The sequence below is a fragment of the Lysobacter sp. Soil_C_15 genome (assembly GCF_057657315.1).
In genome coordinates, this window is sequence record NZ_JBDGIR010000003.1 from 224,288 (window position 1) to 243,350 (window position 19,063).

15 protein-coding genes are annotated in these 19,063 nt (G+C 69.5%); 8 read left to right on the forward strand and 7 right to left on the reverse strand.

The window, feature by feature from the left end:
• Positions 1–198 precede the first annotated feature (198 nt).
• Positions 199–459 (forward strand): 30S ribosomal protein S15, encoded by a 261-nt coding sequence (gene rpsO, locus AC3A57_RS08980; RefSeq protein ID WP_221672946.1) that lies wholly within the window; start codon positions 199–201, stop codon positions 457–459.
• Between the two features lie 259 nt (positions 460–718).
• On the forward strand, positions 719–2,827 hold the full coding sequence (pnp, locus tag AC3A57_RS08985; protein ID WP_487578594.1) for a polyribonucleotide nucleotidyltransferase: 2,109 nt from the start codon (positions 719–721) through the stop codon (positions 2,825–2,827).
• 88 nt (positions 2,828–2,915) lie between these two features.
• On the opposite strand, the gene AC3A57_RS08990 is transcribed toward pnp, so the two are convergent.
• A complete protein-coding gene (locus AC3A57_RS08990) occupies positions 2,916–3,575 on the reverse strand; it encodes a hypothetical protein (RefSeq protein ID WP_487578595.1) in 660 nt (219 codons plus the stop codon).
• Positions 3,576–3,758: 183 nt separating this feature from the next.
• Between AC3A57_RS08990 and AC3A57_RS08995 the strand changes: the two genes are divergently transcribed.
• Positions 3,759–4,529 carry a hypothetical protein gene (locus tag AC3A57_RS08995; protein WP_487578596.1) on the forward strand — a complete coding sequence of 257 codons (771 nt, stop codon included), beginning with the start codon at positions 3,759–3,761 and terminating at the stop codon, positions 4,527–4,529.
• Between the two features lie 154 nt (positions 4,530–4,683).
• On the opposite strand, the gene AC3A57_RS09000 is transcribed toward AC3A57_RS08995, so the two are convergent.
• Positions 4,684–5,544: a helix-turn-helix domain-containing protein gene (locus AC3A57_RS09000; RefSeq protein WP_487578597.1), complete on the reverse strand. Its 861-nt coding sequence runs from the start codon at positions 5,542–5,544 to the stop codon at positions 4,684–4,686.
• Positions 5,545–5,748: 204 nt separating this feature from the next.
• Here AC3A57_RS09000 and AC3A57_RS09005 point away from each other — a divergent pair, with 204 nt between their 5' ends.
• Positions 5,749–6,219: a group II truncated hemoglobin gene (locus tag AC3A57_RS09005; protein ID WP_487578598.1), complete on the forward strand. Its 471-nt coding sequence runs from the start codon at positions 5,749–5,751 to the stop codon at positions 6,217–6,219.
• Between the two features lie 340 nt (positions 6,220–6,559).
• Here AC3A57_RS09005 and AC3A57_RS09010 read toward each other — a convergent pair whose 3' ends face one another.
• Complete coding sequence (locus AC3A57_RS09010; protein WP_487578599.1) at positions 6,560–7,309, reverse strand: SDR family oxidoreductase; 750 nt, start codon at positions 7,307–7,309, stop codon at positions 6,560–6,562.
• Positions 7,310–7,444: 135 nt separating this feature from the next.
• Between AC3A57_RS09010 and AC3A57_RS09015 the strand changes: the two genes are divergently transcribed.
• The gene (locus AC3A57_RS09015; protein WP_487578600.1) at positions 7,445–8,422 is read left to right on the forward strand and encodes a LysR family transcriptional regulator; all 978 of its coding nucleotides are present in this window, start codon (positions 7,445–7,447) and stop codon (positions 8,420–8,422) included.
• Positions 8,423–8,491: 69 nt separating this feature from the next.
• Here the strand turns inward: AC3A57_RS09015 and AC3A57_RS09020 are convergent, their stop codons facing one another.
• Positions 8,492–9,919 (reverse strand): DUF1501 domain-containing protein, encoded by a 1,428-nt coding sequence (locus AC3A57_RS09020; protein WP_487578601.1) that lies wholly within the window; start codon positions 9,917–9,919, stop codon positions 8,492–8,494.
• A gap of 13 nt (positions 9,920–9,932) precedes the next feature.
• Positions 9,933–11,681, reverse strand: coding sequence for a DUF1800 domain-containing protein (locus AC3A57_RS09025; RefSeq protein WP_487578602.1), 1,749 nt, complete (start codon positions 11,679–11,681; stop codon positions 9,933–9,935).
• 486 nt (positions 11,682–12,167) lie between these two features.
• Here AC3A57_RS09025 and AC3A57_RS09030 point away from each other — a divergent pair, with 486 nt between their 5' ends.
• A complete protein-coding gene (locus tag AC3A57_RS09030) occupies positions 12,168–14,915 on the forward strand; it encodes a TonB-dependent receptor domain-containing protein (protein WP_487578603.1) in 2,748 nt (915 codons plus the stop codon).
• Between the two features lie 110 nt (positions 14,916–15,025).
• Here AC3A57_RS09030 and AC3A57_RS09035 read toward each other — a convergent pair whose 3' ends face one another.
• A complete protein-coding gene (locus tag AC3A57_RS09035) occupies positions 15,026–15,415 on the reverse strand; it encodes a hypothetical protein (RefSeq protein ID WP_487578604.1) in 390 nt (129 codons plus the stop codon).
• A gap of 204 nt (positions 15,416–15,619) precedes the next feature.
• Here AC3A57_RS09035 and AC3A57_RS09040 point away from each other — a divergent pair, with 204 nt between their 5' ends.
• Entirely contained in the window at positions 15,620–16,855 is a 1,236-nt protein-coding gene (locus AC3A57_RS09040) for an ATP-binding protein (RefSeq protein ID WP_487578605.1), read from the forward strand.
• Positions 16,852–17,391: a response regulator transcription factor gene (locus tag AC3A57_RS09045; protein ID WP_487578606.1), complete on the forward strand. Its 540-nt coding sequence runs from the start codon at positions 16,852–16,854 to the stop codon at positions 17,389–17,391. Before AC3A57_RS09040 ends, AC3A57_RS09045 begins: the two co-directional genes overlap by 4 nt.
• Positions 17,392–17,595: 204 nt before the next feature.
• On the opposite strand, the gene AC3A57_RS09050 is transcribed toward AC3A57_RS09045, so the two are convergent.
• On the reverse strand, positions 17,596–18,684 hold the full coding sequence (locus AC3A57_RS09050) for a glycoside hydrolase family 99 protein (RefSeq protein ID WP_487578607.1): 1,089 nt from the start codon (positions 18,682–18,684) through the stop codon (positions 17,596–17,598).
• Positions 18,685–19,063 lie beyond the last annotated feature (379 nt).

The following is a 19,063-nucleotide window of genomic DNA, read 5'->3' on the forward strand; positions in this document are numbered from 1 at the left end:
ATCGGCCCGCGGGTCGCATTCGTGCTTCCGGGCTGTTACAATCCCGCCGCTTTTCAAGCACTTCCCGGCGCACGCGCCGCGGAGATCGCGAGAACGGCATTCCTCACTAAGCAAACGGCGGGCCAAGCGGTGCGTCGGGACGGCCTCGGGCCGCGACCGATTCGCTTCTGCGGGCCGCGCATCTAAAGAGAAATCGTCATGTCGATCGACACCAACAAGATCATCGAAGATAACAAGCGCGGCGCCAACGACACCGGTTCGCCGGAAGTCCAGGTCGCCCTGCTGACCGCCCGCATCGAACTGCTGACCGGTCACTTCAAGCAGCACAAGCAGGATCACCACAGCCGCCGCGGCCTGCTGATGATGGTCAACCGCCGTCGCAGCCTGCTCGACTATCTGAAGCGCAAAGACGGCGAGCGCTACAAGGCCCTGATCGAGAAGCTCGGTCTGCGCCGCTAACCGGACACCCAACCGCGGCGCAGCGATGCGCCGCGGTTTGTTTTGGCGGGCACGAAAGCTCCGCCGGGCGATGCAGGAGGCAGCGCCGCCAGCGACGGTACGCGAGCGCGACCGCCGAACTGGACCGGCCTTCGGGCCACGTGCGATGCAGCGCCGGAGCGCGCGCGAAACACAACCATCCTCAGGTCGCTGCGCCGGCGGCCGACCGGAGCGGAGCAAGGGCTCCGACCGGAACGCATAGATACCGAAGGAACCCAACGTGGCAAAAATTACCAAGACCTTCCAGTACGGCAACCATCAGGTGACCCTGGAGACCGGCGAAGTCGCCCGTCAGGCCAGCGGCGCCGTCATCGTGAAGATGGACGACACCGTACTGCTGGTGAGCGCCGTCGCCGCCAAGAGCGCGCGCGAGGGCCAGGACTTCTTCCCGCTGACCGTGGATTACCAGGAGAAGTTCTACGCCGGCGGTCGCATCCCGGGCGGCTTCTTCAAGCGTGAAGGCCGCGCGACCGAGAAGGAAACGCTGATCTCGCGCCTGATCGACCGTCCGATCCGTCCGCTGTTCCCCGAAGACTACAAGAACGAAGTTCAGATCATCGCCACGGTGATGTCGCTGAACCCGGAAGTCGACGGCGACATCCCGGCGCTGATCGGCGCCTCGGCCGCCCTGGCGCTGGCCGGCACGCCGTTCCAGGGCCCGATCGGCGCGGCCAAGGTCGGTTACAAGAACGGCCAGTACCTGCTCAACCCGACCGCGACCGAACTGGCCGATTCCGAGCTGGAACTGGTCGTCGCCGGCACCTCGAACGCGGTGCTGATGGTCGAATCCGAAGCCAAGATGCTGTCCGAAGAGGTCATGCTCGGCGCGGTGATGTTCGGCCATCGCGAGATGCAGAAGGTCATCAACGCGATCAACGAACTGGTCGTGGAAGCCGGCACCAAGCCGTCGAGCTGGGAAGCTCCGGCCAAGAACGACGCCATGATCTCGGCGCTGAAGGAAGCGGTCGGCGGCCAGCTGGCCGAGGCTTTCCAGGTGCGCGACAAGCTGCAGCGCCGCGACGCGATCGGCGCGATCAAGAAGGACGTGCTGGCTTCGCTGGCCGGCCGCGCCGAAGCCGAAGGCTGGAACGGCGCCGAGCTGTCGAAGGAATTCGGCGAGCTCGAGTACCAGACCATGCGCAACGCCGTGCTGACCACCAAGGTCCGCATCGACGGCCGCGCGCTCGACACCGTGCGCCCGATCGCTTCCAAGGTCGGCGTGCTGCCGCGCACCCACGGCTCCTCGCTGTTCACCCGCGGCGAGACCCAGGCGATCGTGGTCGCCACCCTCGGCACCGCGCGCGACGGCCAGATCATTGACGCCGTCTCGGGCGAGTACAAGGAACACTTCCTGTTCCATTACAACTTCCCGCCGTACTCGGTCGGCGAATGCGGCCGCTTCGGCGCTCCCAAGCGCCGCGAAATCGGCCACGGCCGCCTCGCCAAGCGCGGCGTGCTGGCGGTGATGCCGACCATGGAAGAGTTCCCGTACACCATCCGCGTGGTCTCGGAAATCACCGAGTCGAACGGCTCGTCCTCGATGGCTTCGGTCTGCGGCAGCTCGCTGGCGCTGATGGACGCCGGCGTGCCGATCAAGGCGCCGGTCGCCGGCATCGCGATGGGCCTGGTCAAGGAAGGCGACAACTTCGTCGTCCTGTCCGACATCCTGGGCGACGAGGATCACCTCGGCGACATGGACTTCAAGGTCGCCGGCACCGCCGAAGGCATCTCGGCGCTGCAGATGGACATCAAGATCCAGGGCATCACCGAAGAGATCATGAAGGTCGCCCTGGCCCAGGCCCAGGCCGGCCGCCTGCACATCCTCGGCGAGATGGCCAACGCCATCACCGCGCCGCGCGGCGAGCTGAGCGAGTACGCGCCGCGCCTGCTGACGATGAAGATCCACCCGGACAAGATCCGCGAAGTGATCGGCAAGGGCGGTTCGACCATCCAGGCCATCACCAAGGAAACCGGCACCCAGATCGACATCCAGGACGACGGCACCATCGTCATCGCCTCGGTGAACGCCGCCGCCGCCCAGGCCGCGAAGGCGCGCATCGACCAGATCGTGTCCGACGTCGAGCCGGGCCGCATCTACGAAGGCAAGGTCGCCAAGATCATGGACTTCGGCGCCTTCGTGACCATCCTGCCGGGCAAGGACGGTCTGGTCCACGTCTCGCAGATCTCCAACGAGCGCGTCGAGAAGGTCAGCGACAAGCTCAAGGAAGGCGACCTGGTCAAGGTCAAGGTGCTGGAAGTCGACAAGCAGGGCCGCATCCGCCTGTCGATGAAGGCCGTGGAAGAAGGCGAGGGCGTGGCCGCCGAGTAATCGGCCAGCGCATCGCCGCGATCGGAGAAAAGCGGGCTTCGGCCCGCTTTTCTTTTGTCCCCGTCGCGGCGGCGCGCTCGCGGGCCGCTCAGTCGATGTGGCTCCTGACCTCGGCGGTCGGGACGCCGAGAAAGCCGGCGAGGGCGCTGAGGTGCTCGTTGTTGCTGCGCAGGCGCGTTTCCTGCGGCGGCTGCACTTGCATCGCGTAGGGCTGCCCGGCCGCGCCCGGCGGCAGCACGTAGTAGCCCCAGAGCATGCCGGCATTGGCGATCTTGCCGGTGACCAGGTCGACGGCGTACTGGGCGAACTTGGTCAGGGTCGCGGTAGGAACCACCGCCGCGGCGATGCTCTTGCAGGTTTCGCGCGGCGCGGCCGCCAGCCAGCATTGGTCCGCGCCGAGCCGGCGTTGTTGGCCGCCGGAGGTCGCGTCGCCGACCCGGCCGTCGTCGCTGCCGTACAGGCAGCGGGCCATCAGCAGGCTGTGGCCGGTGTCGGGAGCGCGCTTGTCGACGTTCCAGGCGTAGAGGTTCGTATGCTCGAAGCGCTTGGTTTGCGGAAACACCAGTTGGATCAGCCCGAGCGGATTGCGCGCCAGCGCCGGCGTATAGCCGACCTTGAAGTCGGCGCCGTACACCAGGCCAGGCTGCGGGCCGTTCGGCCCGCCCGGTGCCGGTTGCGAGACACGAGGATGCAGGTCCAGCGAAAAGCGGCCGATGTCTAGCGATGGTTCGGGCAGGGAATGGCTCACGGCGCGGCCTGTGCGGTGGACGAGGGCGGCGCGGCCTTGCGCGGTCGCAACGCTGCGCTCATGGCTGCAAACGCAGGCCTCGCCCGGATGTGAAGCCTCGATTTGGAAACTTGCGGCGCGCGCCGCGGCCTATACTGGCCGGCTTGCGCGGACAGGGAGCATGGCGTCGTGAGGACACGCTGGGTGAGGGCTTCGGTATTGGCGGGCTGGCTGGCGGCGGCGTGCTGCGGCTGGCCGGTGGCGCAGGCGCGCGCGGCCGCGGCGGACGCCGCCGCAGCGGCTCGCGACTGCACCCGCATCGATCAGGCCGCCGATTGCCTGAGCTGGATCGAAACCAGCACCAGCGGCAGCGGCGACAAGGATTATCTGGGCCGTGTCGAACTCTACGCCGGCGACGATGCCCGGGTGTCGATCCAGAGCGGCGAACAGCGGTTCGAGGTCCTGCTGCTCGGCAACGGCCGCGGCTTCGTCAAAGGCGAGGCGTCGGGGCCGATGCCGGAGCATCCGGCGGCCTGGGTGACGATGGTCGCCATGACGCCGATGCTGTGGCTGGGCATGGCGCTGGAGCCGGACGCGCGCTGGCCGGCGCCCGGGCAGGCGGTGGAGCGCGCCGCCAGCAACGAGTGGGCCTACGGCGAGGAGCAGTTCCGGGTGCGGCTCCGGGCCGAGCCGGATGCGAGCTACACCGTCGAGATCGTCAAGACCGCGACCGTAACCCGTCCCGAATCCGACGCAGCGCCGGATCCGAGCGGACAGTTCGCGACCTTCAGCACCAGCGAGGATCGCGCTGCGCGCCTGGCCGAACTGGCGCCGGTAGGAATGCGGATCTCCGCCCGGCTGCGCCTGCAGCCGCGGTCGGCGCCGTTGCCGGACGATTTCTCCCTGCAGGGCTGGACGCCGCGCGATGGCGCGCCGGCCGCGACCCTGGGCGAGGCGCGCCGGACTCCGCGCTGATCGCGCCGATACGAGCGCGTCGCCTCGATCGTGCCGCTTCGAGCGTGCCGTGTCGATCGAGTTTGGTCGGACCGCGTTAGATCTGCCCGGGCTCGATGCGGTCGCGCTGGATCCGATCGGTGCGCGCGGCGCCGGCCGGTTCCAGACGCTGCGCTCAATGCGCCGCCGCGGCGATCTGCGACGGCGTCGCTCCCAGCGATCGGCGCAGGCTGCGGGCCATGTGGCTGGCGTGGGAAAAGCCGCAGGCCTGGGCGATTTCGCTGATGCTGCCGCGGCCTTCCTGCAGCAGCGTGCGCGCGCGCTCGACCCTCCGTTCCAGCACGAAGCGATGCGCGGGCAGGCCGGTGGCCTGTTTGAACAAGGGCTTGAAGTGGGAGACGCTGAAGCCGGCGACCGCCGCCAGTTCGGCCAGGCGCAGGTCGCGCTCCAGGTGCGCTTCGATGTATTCGAGCACTTGGCGCAGGCGCCACGTCGGCAGCGCGCCGGCCGCAACCGCCGCCAAGGGCTTGCGCGACTGCAGCGCCAGCAGGCGCGCCGCCAGTGCCGCAGCCAGGCCGTCGGCGAACAGGCGTCCGCCGGGGAAGCCGTCGCGTTGTTCGGCCTGCATCATCCAGCCGATGCGTTCGACCTGGGGATCGCGGATATGGATCGCCGGCGCGAGTTGGTCGCCCGATCCGGCGCCCAGGCTGTGCGCGGTATCGCGCCACAGCGACGGCGCCAGCCGCAGCAATAGCGAGCGTGCCGGCAGGCTCAGGGTCCAGCGCGTGCTGCTGCCGCCGGGCACGACGCAGAACTGGCCGTGCAGGCGTACGCCCTGGCGCTCGTGGCGGCCGGCGCGGTAGGACACCGGCACCGGTGCGCCCAGGTGCAGGCAGAGCACGTGGCGGCCGTCCAGCGGCGAGTCGAAGCGGCCGACCGGTACCGGCGAGATCAGCACGTCGAGTTGCGGCAGCGCCGAACCGGCCGCCGACCGCTCGGTCGAAGGATCGGGGTAGCAGGCAGGACGGTCGCTCATGCGCGAATGCTGGTCCGTGCCGGCGCGGGCGGCATGTGCCGGAGTGCACCCGCGGGCCGGCGGCGGCGTCGCGATCCGGTAAGGGTCTGTGCGAACGTGCGCGCGGTCGCATTCGCAGGGGCGTCGGCGGCGCAACGTGCGCGATCCGATCGCCGTGACGGACCGCTGGACTGTTCGGGGCGCGATCGCCCGCCGGGAGCCCGCATGAGCGACACCGCAATACCCAGTCTGTACCAATGGTGCGGCGGCAGCGCCGCGTTGCAGCGGCTGACCGAACGCTTCTACCAGCGGGTGCGCGAGGACGCGCTGCTGGCGCCGGTGTTCGCGCACATGGGCGGCGATCATCCGGCGCACGTGGCCGCGTTCCTGGCCGAGGTGTTGGGCGGCCCGGACGACTACTCGCAGCGCCACGGCGGCCATCCGCAGATGATCCGTCGGCACCTCAACCGCCATCTCACCCAGCCGCAGCGCCGGCGCTGGATGGAGTTGCTGCTCGACACCGCCGATCAGCTCGGCCTGCCCGACGACCCGGAGTTCCGCTCGGCCCTGGTCGGTTATCTGGAGTGGGGCTCGCGCCTGGCGGTGATCAATTCGCAGCCCGGCGCGAGCGCGGATGCGGACGCGCCGATGCCGCGCTGGGGTTGGGGCGAGGCGAAAGGGCCGTATCTGCCCTGATTCGCCTGGCGGCGGCGATCCAGGCAACCTTCGCGAGCGTCGCGGAGCTGTCGGAACGCGGTGTGGCTTCTTGTAGGAGCGGCGTGAGCCGCGACCGGGAGCGAGGCGCTGTGTGCATGCATGGAACGGAGCCAAAGCCAAGCCAAAGCCAAGCCAAAGCCAAGCCAAAGCAAATCCCCCCTGGCCCGCCTTTTTCAAAGGGGGGAGCAAGGCGCAAGCAGGCTCTTAGAAGAGGGAGCAGGGCTGGAGCAAGCAGGCCTTTCAAAAGAAAGGAGCCAGGCGGGGAACAAAGTGGACGCAGAGCAGGCCCGAGCGGCGAGGAGGCGTTGGCGCAGGCGGCTCAGAACACGTAGCCGCCGTTGACCCGCAGCACCTGCGAGTTGACCCAGCTGCCGTCGGGGCCGGCGAGGAAGGACACCGCGGCGGCGATCTCTTCCGGCGTGCCCAGACGCTCCAGCGGCGCCAAGCCGCGGAAGTGGGCCACCTGCGCTTCGCTCTTGCCGTTGAGGAACAACTCGGTCGCGACCGGGCCCGGTGCGACCGCATTGACGGTGATGCCGCGTCCGCGCAGTTCGTTGGCGAGCACGTGCACAAGGCCTTCGACCCCGGCCTTGGAGGCGATGTAGGGGCCGTAGGTCGGAAAGGCCTTGCCGATCACGCTGGTCGACAGGGCGACGATGCGGCCGCCTTCGCCCAACCGCTGCGCGGCCTGGCCCAGGACCAGGTACGCGCCGCGCAAATTGATCGCGACCACCCGGTCGAACTCGGCCAGGTCGCCGCCGGCGATCGGCTGGTAGGGCATCACCCCGGCGCTGTTGACCACCGTGTCGAGGCGCCCATAGCGGCGTTCGGCCAGATCGAATACGCGCTGCACGTCGTCGGCGTCGGCGACGTCGCCCTGGATCGCGACGGCCTGGCCGCCGCCGGCCTGGATCTGGGCGACCACGGCGTCGGCTGCGGCGGCGTTGCCGGCGTAGTTGACCGCCACGGCGTGGCCGTCGCCGGCCAGGCGCAGGGCGATGGCGCGGCCGAGGCCGCGCGAGGCGCCGGTGACGAGGGCGACGCGGGTCGGGGAGGGCGAGTCGGTCATGGGGAACTCCGGTAGGCGGCCGGGCGGAGGCCCGGCTTCGCGCTGGGAGCAGTCTGCGTATTGCCTCTGTCTGGATAAATGCGTCGGATCGGGCAATACAATTCAATAATCGCCAACAATGCCCGGAGCCTGCCCGTGGACCGTTTCGATGCCCTGCGCCTGTTCGTCCGCATCGTCGAGCTGGGCAGCTTCACCCGCGCCGCGGCCGTGCTCGACCTGCCCAAGGCCACCGCCACCCACGCGATAAAGCAGCTCGAGGCGCGCCTGGGCGTGCGCTTGCTCGAGCGCACCACCCGCCAGGTGCGTCCGACCCTGGACGGGCAGGCGTACTACGAGCGCTGCGTGCACGTGCTGGCCGAACTCGACGATGCCGAGTCGGCCCTGACCGCGGTGGCGCGCAATCCGCGCGGGGTGCTGCGGCTGGATCTGCACGGCAGCCATGCGACCGGGATCATCCTGCCGCGCATCGACGAGTTCCGCGCGCTATACCCGCAGGTCGACCTGGCGATCAGCAGCGGCGACCGGCTGGTCGACCTGGTGCGTGAGGGCATCGACTGCGTGGTGCGCTCGGGGCAGCCGCGCGATTCCAGCCTGGTGGCGAAGCGGCTGGCGGTGATGCCGGAAGTGGTCTGCGCGAGCCCGGAGTACCTGCGGCGCTTCGGCACGCCGCGCCATCCCGACGAACTGTCGGCACATCAGGCGGTGGGTTTCTTCGCCAGCGACCGCGACCTGCGCTACCCGTTCGAGCTGACCGTCGACGGCCAGTTGCGCGAGTTCGCCCTGGACGGTTGGATCAGCGTCAGCGACGCGGCCTGCTATGTCGCCGCGGCGGTGCGCGGCTGCGGGCTGATCCAGTTGCCGCGCCACGGCGTCGAAGCGCAGTTGGCCGACGGCCGCCTGATCGAAGTGTTGGCCGATTACGCCAGCCCCGGCGTGCCGGTGTCGGTGCTGTATCCGCAGCACCGACAACTGTCGCCGCGGGTGCGGGTGTTCGTGGACTGGGTGGCGCAGGTGTTTGCGGACAAGTTCGGTCGGGACTCGGGACTCGGGACTCGGGATTCGATTGAGTCGGGAAACGGGACTGGGAAACGGGAGAGGCAGATGCGCTCTTGAACCGAGTCCCGAGTCCCGAGTCCCCAGTCCCCCAGTCCCCCAGTCCCCCAGTCCCGGCCCAGCGCCGGCTCAGTCCACCCACTCCTGGACGTAACGCATCAGCCGTTCGAGCAAGTCGGGTTCGTCGGCCGCCGCGGGCTTGATCGGGCGCGCGCGCAGGCGCGGCGCGGGCTTGGCCAGGGTGCCGAAATCGCGCATCAGGCCCAGCGGCGCGTAATTGGCGTAGCCGGGGAAGATCGTCGCCAGGTTGCTGTTGCCCATCCGCTTGACCAGGATCTCCGACAGCACCTGGCGGTGGTCGGTGGTGACCGGCACGTCGCCGAAATGCGGCGAGAGGATTTCCGGGTCCAGGCCCGACCAACTGCCGTAGAAGCGCCGGCCGTTGACCGGCCCGCCGAGCACCAACACCGGATTGCCGTAGCCGTGATCGGTGCCGCCGCTGGCGTTGGCGCGCACCCGGCGGCCGAACTCGGACTGCACGATCACGGTCACCCGCGAGGCGTGGCCGCTGCCGTCGAGCGCGGCGTAGAACGCGGCCAGCGCCTGCGACAGTTCGGCGATCTTGTTCTGGTAGTAGTGATAGCCGCTGCCGGCGGTGCCCTGGCCGTTGTGGGTGTCCCAACCGCCCAGGTCGAGGGTGGCGTAGTGCAGGCCGAGGTTGAACTGGATCGATTGGGCGATGGTCCACAATTGGCGGGCGAAGTCGCTGTTCGGCCAGCCGGTCGGGGCCGCGCTGTAGGACTGGCGCGCGATCACCTGCAGCGAACGGTCGGCGCGCTGGCCGCCGAGCTCCAGCGCGGTGCTGCCGGCCCACAGGCTGCCCAGGGTTTCGTTGACGCCGCGCAGCCCGGCCGGCGAATCGGTGCGGGTGCGCTGCCACGACCAGGCGCCGGCGTTGAGGGCGAAATCGCCCGGGCTGGACATGGTCAGCGCCTGCACCGAACCCAACAGCCCGGTGGGCTGGCGCGAGGCCACGCCCAACGCCGGCAGTTGCTCGGCGCCGTTGAGATTGGGCTGCACGTTCATCGCCCGCGCCATCCAACCGCTGCCGATGCCTTGCTGGCCCGGCGTGCCCAGGTCGATGTAGAGCTGGGCGTCGAAGTGGCTGCGGGTCACGCTGCTGGCCAGGCCGCAGGCGTGGACGATGGCGAGGTGGCCGGCGTTCCACAGGTCGCGCAGGCCGCTCGCCGAGGGATGCAGGCCGAAGCCGGTGCCGGCGCCGCTGGCCAGGGTCAGCGGCAGCGCGGCGTAGGTGCCGGTCGCGGCGATCGCCAGGTTCGGTCGTGCTTGCTCGTAGAACGTGCGGTCGGCGCCGTCGATCGGCACCACCAGGTTGAGCCCGTCCAGGCCGCCGCGCAGGAACAGGTGGATCACCGTGTCGTGGCCGTTGGCGGCGGCGTGGGCGGAAGGGGCGAACAGCAGCGACGGGCCGGCGACGGCGCCGGCCGCGGCGGTGGCGCAGGTGCCCTTGAGGAATTCGCGTCGGGTCAGGGTCATGGCGGGCGTCCTGCTAGCGGCTGAGGAATTCGGGCGACATCAGGATCAGCGAGACCATGCTGCGCAGACGTTCCTGGTTGTAATGGCGCTTGAGGTCGGTACCGGCCCAGGCGTTGGTGTCGGTGACGACGTAGGTGGCCGGGTCGCCGTTCTGGGCCATGAAGGCGATCAGGGTCTGGCGCCGCGCCGCGGTCGGCAGATAGCCGAGAATGCGCCGGCACCAGAAGTCGACCAGCTTGGTCGCAGTCCACTGCGGCACCTGCGCGCGCGTGGTCGCCAGGATCGGCGCCAGCGGCACGCCGCCGTCGCTGGTTTCGGTCATCCAGTTGAGCAGCTTCCAGGTCATCGCATAGCTGCTGGAACCCGACCAGGCCTGATGCGTGTCCGGGTAGCCGTTCGGCGCCGGCCAGTCGTAGGGCGCATGGCCGGTGAAGCCCATGCGCCAGGCGAATTCGTCGCTCTTCTGGGTGCCGACGGCGATGGTCCAGTCGCTGCCGAGGGTGCGCATCGCCGCGGCGACGGCCTCGAACGGACGCCGCGCCTTGGCGCCCCAGGTCTGCGCCAGCGCGGTCGACACCAGGATATGGCGCAGGGTCAGGGCGATCTGGTCCGGGCTGCGCCAGTTCTGGCGGAAGATCGCCGCGGCGCTTTGCACCATGGCCGGATCCGGCGTGTCGCTGATGAAGCGGCGGATGAGCTTCTTGCACACGAAGCGGGCCACGCCCGGATGGCTGGCGAGGCGGTCGAGCACGTCGCGGCCGTCCTTCATCGCCGGCTGCTCGGGGTAGAGCATGCGGCCGAGCAGGAACTTCGGGCCGGCGTCGTGCCAGGACTGGCGGTAGACGAAGCTGCCGTCGTTGTCGTTGGGGAATTCCCAGTGGCCGTTCTTGATCGACCAGCCGGTGAACGCCGAGGCGGTCTCGTACACGTCGATATCGGTATAGCCGGCCGGATAGCTCGGGTCCTGCGCATCCGGCGGCACCTGGAACGGATCCATGAAGCCCAGGTAGTTCTCCGCGCCCAGCGTGTGCAGTTCGAGCAGTTCGCGGGCGAAGTTCTCGTTCGGGCCGGCGCGGGTGTTGGAGGCGTTGTCGAGGTAGTAGAGCATCGAGGTGCTCTTGGCCACTTCCTCCAGCATGGTGCGGAAGTTGCCCAGCGCGTTCGGCCGGATCACGTCGCGCTGGTAGTGCACGTACACCGGGCCGGCGTCGTAGTCGCCGACGGTGACGTTGAAGTGGTCGTGCCAGAAGCCGACCATGATCTCGTGCAGCTGGCGCTTGGAGTGCACCGCGCGCACCAGCGCCGCGCGCTGGCATTCCCAGGCCGGGCGCATGCGCACTTCGTAGGCCGGGTTGGGTTTGACGTGGTCGGTCCACAGCTGGATCAGCGACTTGCCCAGGGTGGTATAGCCGGCGTTGGCCAGGCGGGTTTCCACCGCGCTGTCGTCGATCGCGCGCCAGTCCAACTGCCAGTCGACGTAGTTGGCCAGGCGCTGGGTGTCGGTGGTGCCGAGCGCGTTGAATTCGGCGATCGACTGCGGCGTAGCGCCGTAACTGAGGTTGCCGAGCACGCGGATCCAGAACGGCGGCCGCGGCAGGTCCAGCGGCAGCGCCGCGGCGAACGCGTCGGCCGGCGGCTGCGCTTCGCCGGCGAGCTTGGCGCGCGCGGCTTTCGACGGCGCGCTGCGGCCGAGCGCGCCGTAGCGTTGCACCAGCCGGCTGCGCGTCGCCGCCTGTTCTGAAGCGGAAAGCGTGCGGTTCATGGCAGTCCTGCGACCTCGTTCAGGGAGCGCGAGCTTAATGCCGCCCGTTCGCGGCAAAGCCTTGGCTGCGTCACAGATCCATTCGCCGTGAGCTGCGCTGCGTCACCGTTTCGATGCGCTCCGGCGCACGCGCTTTGACGCGTTCGTCACCGGTACCGTTGTCCGCGTGCGCCAAGTCACGCCGATCGCGTGCGTCGCGGCGCGCGCCGAGCGCGACGGCTTGCCGATTCTGGCGATTGCGCGAACGCCGTCCGCGTTCGCAAGCCGCGACGCGTTGCGCGGATCGCGCGTGCGCCGCTGCGTAGCCTTGCTGCGCCGTGCGGCGCAGCTTCGCTGGCGACAGGCAAATGCCGGCTCGCCATATGCAGATGCGCGGGGTTCATTTCTACGCATGCTGCATAGCAACAACCATGGCCGGAACGCCGTACCGCGGGCACGGGGGTGCAGTCCCGGCGGCCGGTCCAACCCCACTGTCGAGGATCCTCCATGCACGCTGCCCTGCGGCTGCGACGCCGTCCGCTTTCCGTTTTGCTCGCGCTGGCGCTGCCGGCGCTCGCCGCTCCCGCGCTTGCCGCGGAGACTGCGTCCGCCGGCCCGCCCGCCGGTGCCGCCACCGATCTGGAGCAGGTCGTGGTCACCGGCTCGCGCATTCCGCGCGCCAGCCTGGAAGGGCCGTCGCCGGTCACCGTGATCAGCAAGGAAGACATCGACGCGCAGGGCTATCGCAGCGCCTTCGACGCGGTCAGCGCGCTGACCCAGAACACCGGCTCGGTGCAGGGCGAAGACTTCGGCAATACCTTCACTCCGGCCGCCAACACCATCAACCTGCGCGGCTTCGGCCCCAACCACACCCTGGTGCTGGTCAACGGCCGCCGCCTGGCCGACTACCCGCTGGCTTACGAGGGTTCGGTCAACGTGGTCAACCTGGCCAACATTCCCAGCGCGCTGATCAAGCGGATCGAAGTGCTGGCCGGCGGCGCCTCGGCGGTGTACGGCTCCGACGCGGTGGCCGGGGTGGTCAACATCATCCTCAAGGACAAGTTCGAAGGCACCGAGGTCAACCTGCGCGTCGGCGGCACCGAACACGGCGGCGGCCAGAACCAGCGCCTGCAATTGGTCAGCGGCTGGTCCGGCGAGCGGTTCGATTCGGTGTTCGGCATCGAACTGCTGAACCGCGAGGCGATCTGGGGCGGACAGCGCGACTTCATGGACTCGCTGCTCGACAATCCGGCCGGCACTGCGCTGTTGCCGACCCAGGTCGGGTTCCGCCGCAATGCGCGCAGCAACGGCTTCATCGACCCGGGCGCGAACTGCGCGACCCTCGGCGGCCTGTACGGCGGTTCGACCTTCCGCGCCAACAACCCGCGTCAGGGCTGGTACTGCGGCAGCAACGAAGCCGCGCCGGCGTTCTGGACCGTGCAGACCGAGAAGAAGAACGCCGACGCCTACGGCTCGCTGACCTGGCACCTCAACGACCGCACCGACCTGTTCGCCGACGTGCAATTGGGCGTGTCGAGCATCCAGAACAACACCCGCGCGCCGAGCTGGACATCGGACAACAACTATTTCTACAACCAGGCCACCGGCCTCAACGAGATCTGGTACCGGCGCATCGCGCCGGAGGAAATCGGCTCGGCGCACGCCAATAACAACCGCTTCCTCGAACGCTCCTGGGCCTTCACCACCGGCGTGCGCGGCAGCTTCGCCGAATCGGCCTGGGACTACGAGCTGGCCTACAACCGCGGCCGCTACGAGAACAAGACCAAGCGCCGCCAGTTCCTGGCCGGGATCAACGAGTTCTACCTCGGTCCGCGCCTGGGCACGCGCAACGGCATCGGCGTGTACAACCCGGACCCCTCGCGCCTGTACACGCCGCTGACTCCGGCCGACTACGAGCGCCTGACCGGCTTCCACGAAAGCGACAACGCCGCCTGGATCCAGAACCTGGCCTTCACCGTCAACGGCGATCTGTTCGAGCTGCCGGCCGGCCCGGTCGGTTTCGCCGGCGTGATCGAGGCCGGCAACCAGGGCTATATCAACCGGCCCGACCCGCACCTGGGCGACGGCACGTTCTGGAACACCAGCGCCGGCGTGCGCGCCGAAGGCGAACGCGACCGTTACGCGATCGGCGCCGAGATCAGCGTGCCGCTGTTCTCGCGCCTGACCGCCTCGGCGGCGGCGCGCTACGACGAATTCCGTTTCGCCGGGCGCAAGTCGGGCAAGGCGACCTGGAACGCCGGACTGGAGTTCCGTCCGTTCGACAGCCTGCTGCTGCGCGCGACCGCCGCGACCAGCTTCCGCGCGCCGGACATGAACTACATCTTCGCCGCCGAAACCCGCGGCTATAACCCGGGCATGACCGACTACTGGCGTTGCCGCACCGCCGGCCAGCCCTACGACGACTGCGACTACTCCGGCCTGGCGATCGACTACACCAGCCGCGGCAATCCGGACCTGAAGCCGGAGGCCGGCAAGTCCTACGGCGTGGGCCTGGTGTGGTCGCCGTCGGAGCGCTTCGACGTGTCGCTGGACTACTACAGCATCCGCCTGGAGGACGAAGTCACCAACCTCAGCAGCAGCCGGATCCTGCGCGAGGAGGCCGACTGCCGCCTCGGCCGCACTGTCGGCGGCGAACCGCGCGACATCCGCTCGCCGCTGTGCCAGAACGCGCTGAGCCGGGTGATCCGCAACCCGTCCGACGCGCCGGTGCAGCCGGACCAGGTGCGGCGGGTGCTGATCAACGCGATCAACGCCGCCTCCGAGCGCACCGACGGCATCGATCTGAAGAGCAACCTGCGCTGGAGCGCGGGCCGCTACGGCGACTTCGCCGCACGCCTGGGCTACACCCTGGTGCTCAAGCACGACTACCGCCAGTTCGAAGACGATCCGGCGATCGACCTGCGCGACTCGCTGGATTCCACCGACTGGCGCAGCAAGGTCAATGCCGGGGTGACCTGGAACATCGGCGACTGGACCGCGAACCTGACCGGCCTGCGCTACGGCAGCCTGCCCAACGGCGACGGCAGCGGCCGCATCGCCCCGTACGCGCGCTACAACGGCAGCGTGTCCTATCGCTTCAACGAACGCGGCTCGGTGGCGCTGATCGTCAACAACCTGCGCGACTCGCGTCCCCCGGCCGACCGCAGCGGCGGCGGCTGGCCGTTCTATCCGGTCGGCAACTACGACCCTTATGGCCGCCAGTTCTGGCTGGAAGTGAACTACCGCTTCCGCTGAACGCAGGTCCACGGCCGCCGGCTCGGACCGGGCCTCGTACAGCGGGACGAAAAAGCGGGCGCGGCCCGCTGTTTCGTTGCCGCCGAGCGCCTGGTCCGGCGCCGCGCCGCTCAGAACGGGGCGGGGATCGGCAACGGACGGTTCGGCGTTTTCGACTCGCCGCTAGCCCGGTTGGTGCAGGTCACGTCGACGATGTCGGCGACCTCCATGCCGCCGCGATAGGTCTGGCTGCAACGCGCGGCGGGGCCAGCCAGCGCCAGGCCGCTCTCGGTGGTCCAGGCGCAGCCGTAGTCGCCGGCGGGCAGGCGCCGCAGTTCGAACACGGCGGTGTAGCTGCTGGCCGAGTGGTGGCTACTGCAGCGGCCGAAGTCGCCGACCGGCGGCTGGCCGTTGGGGCCGAAGAAGCGATACAGCACCGGCTGAGTGGTCTGCGCCGCCACGGGGGCGGAAGCGGCGGCGCCGAGCAGGGCGGCCAGGGCGGAGCCGAACAGGGATTCCATGAGCGCCGGTCCTTGCGGTTTCATCAGCTCCTCTCCTGTGATCGCCGGACGACGCTGGCCGGGCGAGGGTAGCGACCGCCGCGTCGAAGGTATTGCCGCCGGTCGCAACGCAACCCGCAGGGCGCCTGCGCCGTCGACCGGGGCCGATCGCCGCAGCCCCGGGCGCGGCCGTGCCGGGATGCGATAATCCGGATCTCGCGTTCCGTGGGCCGAGCCGTGCTGCAACTGCTGATCTATCTGCGATACATGGCCGTAGCCGGGCAGATGCTGACCGTGGTGTTCGTGGTCCAGCGCCTTCAATTGCCGATCCCGGCCCGCGAGCTGCTGGCGATCTCCTCCGGGCTGCTGGCGTTCAACGTGCTCAGCCACTGGTGGTCGCTGCGCCATCGCGACGCCGGCCCGCGCGCGCTGATCCTGCAGCTGCTGGTCGACCTGTTGACCCTGACCGCCTTGCTGTACTTCTCAGGCGGCCCGGCCAATCCCTTCGTCTCGCTGTACCTGTTGCCGGTGGCGGTGGCGGCGATCGGCCTGGACATCGCGCCGATGCTGGGCCTGACCGCGTTGACCGCGGCCCTGTACACCTGGCTGATGCGCCACAACATCCCCTTGCCGCACATGCACGGCGGCGATTTCCAGCTGCACGTGACCGGGATGTGGATCAACTTCCTGCTCTCGGCCGGAATCATGGCGGTGGTGCTGAGCCGGTTCATGAGCGTGGTGCGCGAACAGCGGCGGCGGCTGTCGGAAGCGCGCGAGCGCGCGATCCGCGACGAGTCGCTGTCGGCGCTGGGCTCGTTGGCCGCGGGCACCGCGCACGAACTCAATACGCCGCTGGCGACCATGGGCCTGCTGGTCGACGACTGGCTGGCGCACGACGCGCCGCCGGCGCGCGAGGACATCGAGCTGATGCGCGCGCAGCTGAGCCATTGCCGCGAACACGTGCGCGCACTGGCCGAGATGGCCCGTCGCGGCGCCGCCGGCGAGCCGACGGTGGAGTCGGCCGACGGTTTCGTCCATGCCTGCGTCGACCGCTGGCGCCTGCTGCGTCCCAACGCCAGCGCCCAGTTCCGCGCCGGCGCCGCGGGCGGCGAGGTGCGGGTCGACCCCGGCTTGCAGCAGGCGATCATCAACCTGATCAACAACGCCGCCGACGCCAATGCCGCGCTCGCCCGCGAACTGCCGGTGGAAGTCGCGACCACGGTGCGCAGCGGCTGGCTGATCCTGAGCATCCTCGACCGCGGCGCCGGGCCGCAGCGCATCGCCGAACGTCCGCGCCTGCACGACGGCGAGGGCGGCGGCCTGGGCATCGGCCTGATGATTTCCAAGGCGGCGATCGAGCGCAGCCGCGGGCGGATGCGCCAGGTCGAACGCGACGGCGGCGGCTGCGCGACCGAAATCGACCTGCCGCTGCTGGCGCCGCAGGCGGAGGGAGCGGCATGAGCTTGCCGGCGCGGATGCTGCTGATCGACGACGATCTGGCGTTCTGCCAGGTACTGGCCCGGCTGCTGGCGCGGCGCGGGATCGAAGTGCAGGCGCGCCACGACGCCGACAGCGCGCTGGCGGCGTTGGGCGAATTCGCCCCGGACGGGATCGTGCTCGATCTCAAGCTCGGCGCCGACAACGGCCTGCTGCTGATCCGCGACCTGCGCCAGCGCTGCCCGCAGGCGCGGATCGTGCTGGCCACCGGCTACGCCAGCATCGCCACCGCGGTCGATGCGATGCGCCGCGGCGCCTGGAACTACCTGCCCAAGCCGTTCGACATCGAGGCGCTGGCGCAGTCTTTCGCCGAGCCCGCGGCCGAAGCGGTGCCGGCGCCGCCGGCCGAAGCCGCTTCGCTGCGCCGGCAGGGCTGGGAGCACGTGCAACGGGTGCTGGCCGAATGCGGCGGCAACGTCTCCGCCGCGGCGCGGGTGCTCGGCGTCGACCGCCGCACCCTGCAGCGGCGCCTGGCCAAGCGCCCGGTGCGCGAGCGCTGACGTAGCTCTTGTAGGAGCGGCGTCCCACGGGGATTTCCTCCGGTCATGAGCCGCGACAACCGAAGCGACGGAATACCACAGCGGCAGCCGAAGCCGAGTCGTTTCAGGTCGGGCCGGAAACCACTTCGCGCTTCCGGTCTTCGACCGCGGCGCTTGCGTTCGTCGCTTCGTTTGTCGCGGCTCACGCCGCTCCTACAGGCGGGGTCAGCGGCGGAAGCGTTCCAGCCAATACGCGGTGCGGTCCAGGTAGTAGTCCGGCGCGCGCGGCGCATAGTCGAGATAATCGAAGGCCGCGTGCTCGAACGGCACCGCCGGTTCGATCTGGGTGCCCTCGTGCCATTCGTTGAACGAGGTGATGCCGATCAACGGCGCGCCGCTGTCGATCGCGGCGCGGAACATCGCGTCGTAGTAGGCGCCGCGCTCGCGGTCCTTGGCGTTCTTGGCGTTCCACGGCCGCACCCGGGTGTCGATATAGCCCGGTCCGACCGAGGGCACGAACAGCTTGCCGTGCTGCTTGGCCCAGCGTTGCAAGGCCGGCCAATGCTCCGGGGTGGCGCCGTAGCTGAAACCGCGGCTGGCGAAGTAGGTATAGAAGCCGTCGAAACCCGACTGCTCGAAGAAGGCGTGCTCGTCCGCGCCGACCCACAGGCCGAGCACGTCGGCGTCGTAGCCGCCGCCGCGGATGGTCTGCGCGCCGTCGGGACTCAAGACCCGGGCCCACTCCTTGCGGTCGATCACGTAGGAGTCGTAGACGAAGAACAGCGGCCGCTGGGTCTTGGCGTCGCGGTAGAACGCCGGATGCTTGCCGTAGCGGTCCAGGATCTCGACGATCGCCGCGCGCGCATCGTCGGCGGTCTTGCGCGCCGCCGGTTCGATCTGGAAGCAGATCTTCACGCCGTGGCGCTGGGCGGCGGCGAACAGCGGCGTCAAGCTTTTGTAGCTGGGGTCGTCGACGCCGAGCCAGGTCACCGCCAGGGTGCCGATCCGCGCCTGCACCAGCATGCGCATATGCCGCTCGATGATCGCCGGGTCGGCGCTGCTGTATTCGCCGAGTTGGGGATAGAAGTTCGCGGCGATGTCGCCGTCGCCGGGGATGCGCTTGCGGGCGGCGTCGCGGTCGTTCTCCGGCAACACATCGTGCGCCCAATGCAGGCGCTCGCCGTCGACGGCCGGGCTGCCGTACCAGTTGTAGTAAAAGGCGATGGCGCGGTGGTCGAGGGTTTCCGAGGCGTGGGCCGACGGCGGCGCGAGCAGGGACGACAGGCACAACAATGCGGCGAGAACGAGGCGCATGCGGGCACGCTGAGCGAAGGCGGAGGCCCGACTATAGGTCGATCCGCGCGCGTCGCCCAGCGCCGGGCAGCGCGCGGGCGAGGCTTTGGACGGGGCAAAAAACGGCAAACGTCCGCGCGGCGGGCATTGTGCGGCGAACCCGGCACGGCCGGCGCGAGCGCTGCGTAAATCGTTTGGATCTTTACGCGCGAAACGGCGGCGATGCGCAATCGATCCTTGCCTGCGCTTGGATCCTTCGTCGCTGGGGTCGCGTCCGAGCGATTGCCGACGCTCGAACGGCCGGCGTTCGGATGGGACGCCGGCACGCAACGCTGCGCAGGTCGCGGTTCATCGCCGAAGGAAGCGCCCGCGGGATGCCGTTCCTACAGGCGCAGACGGC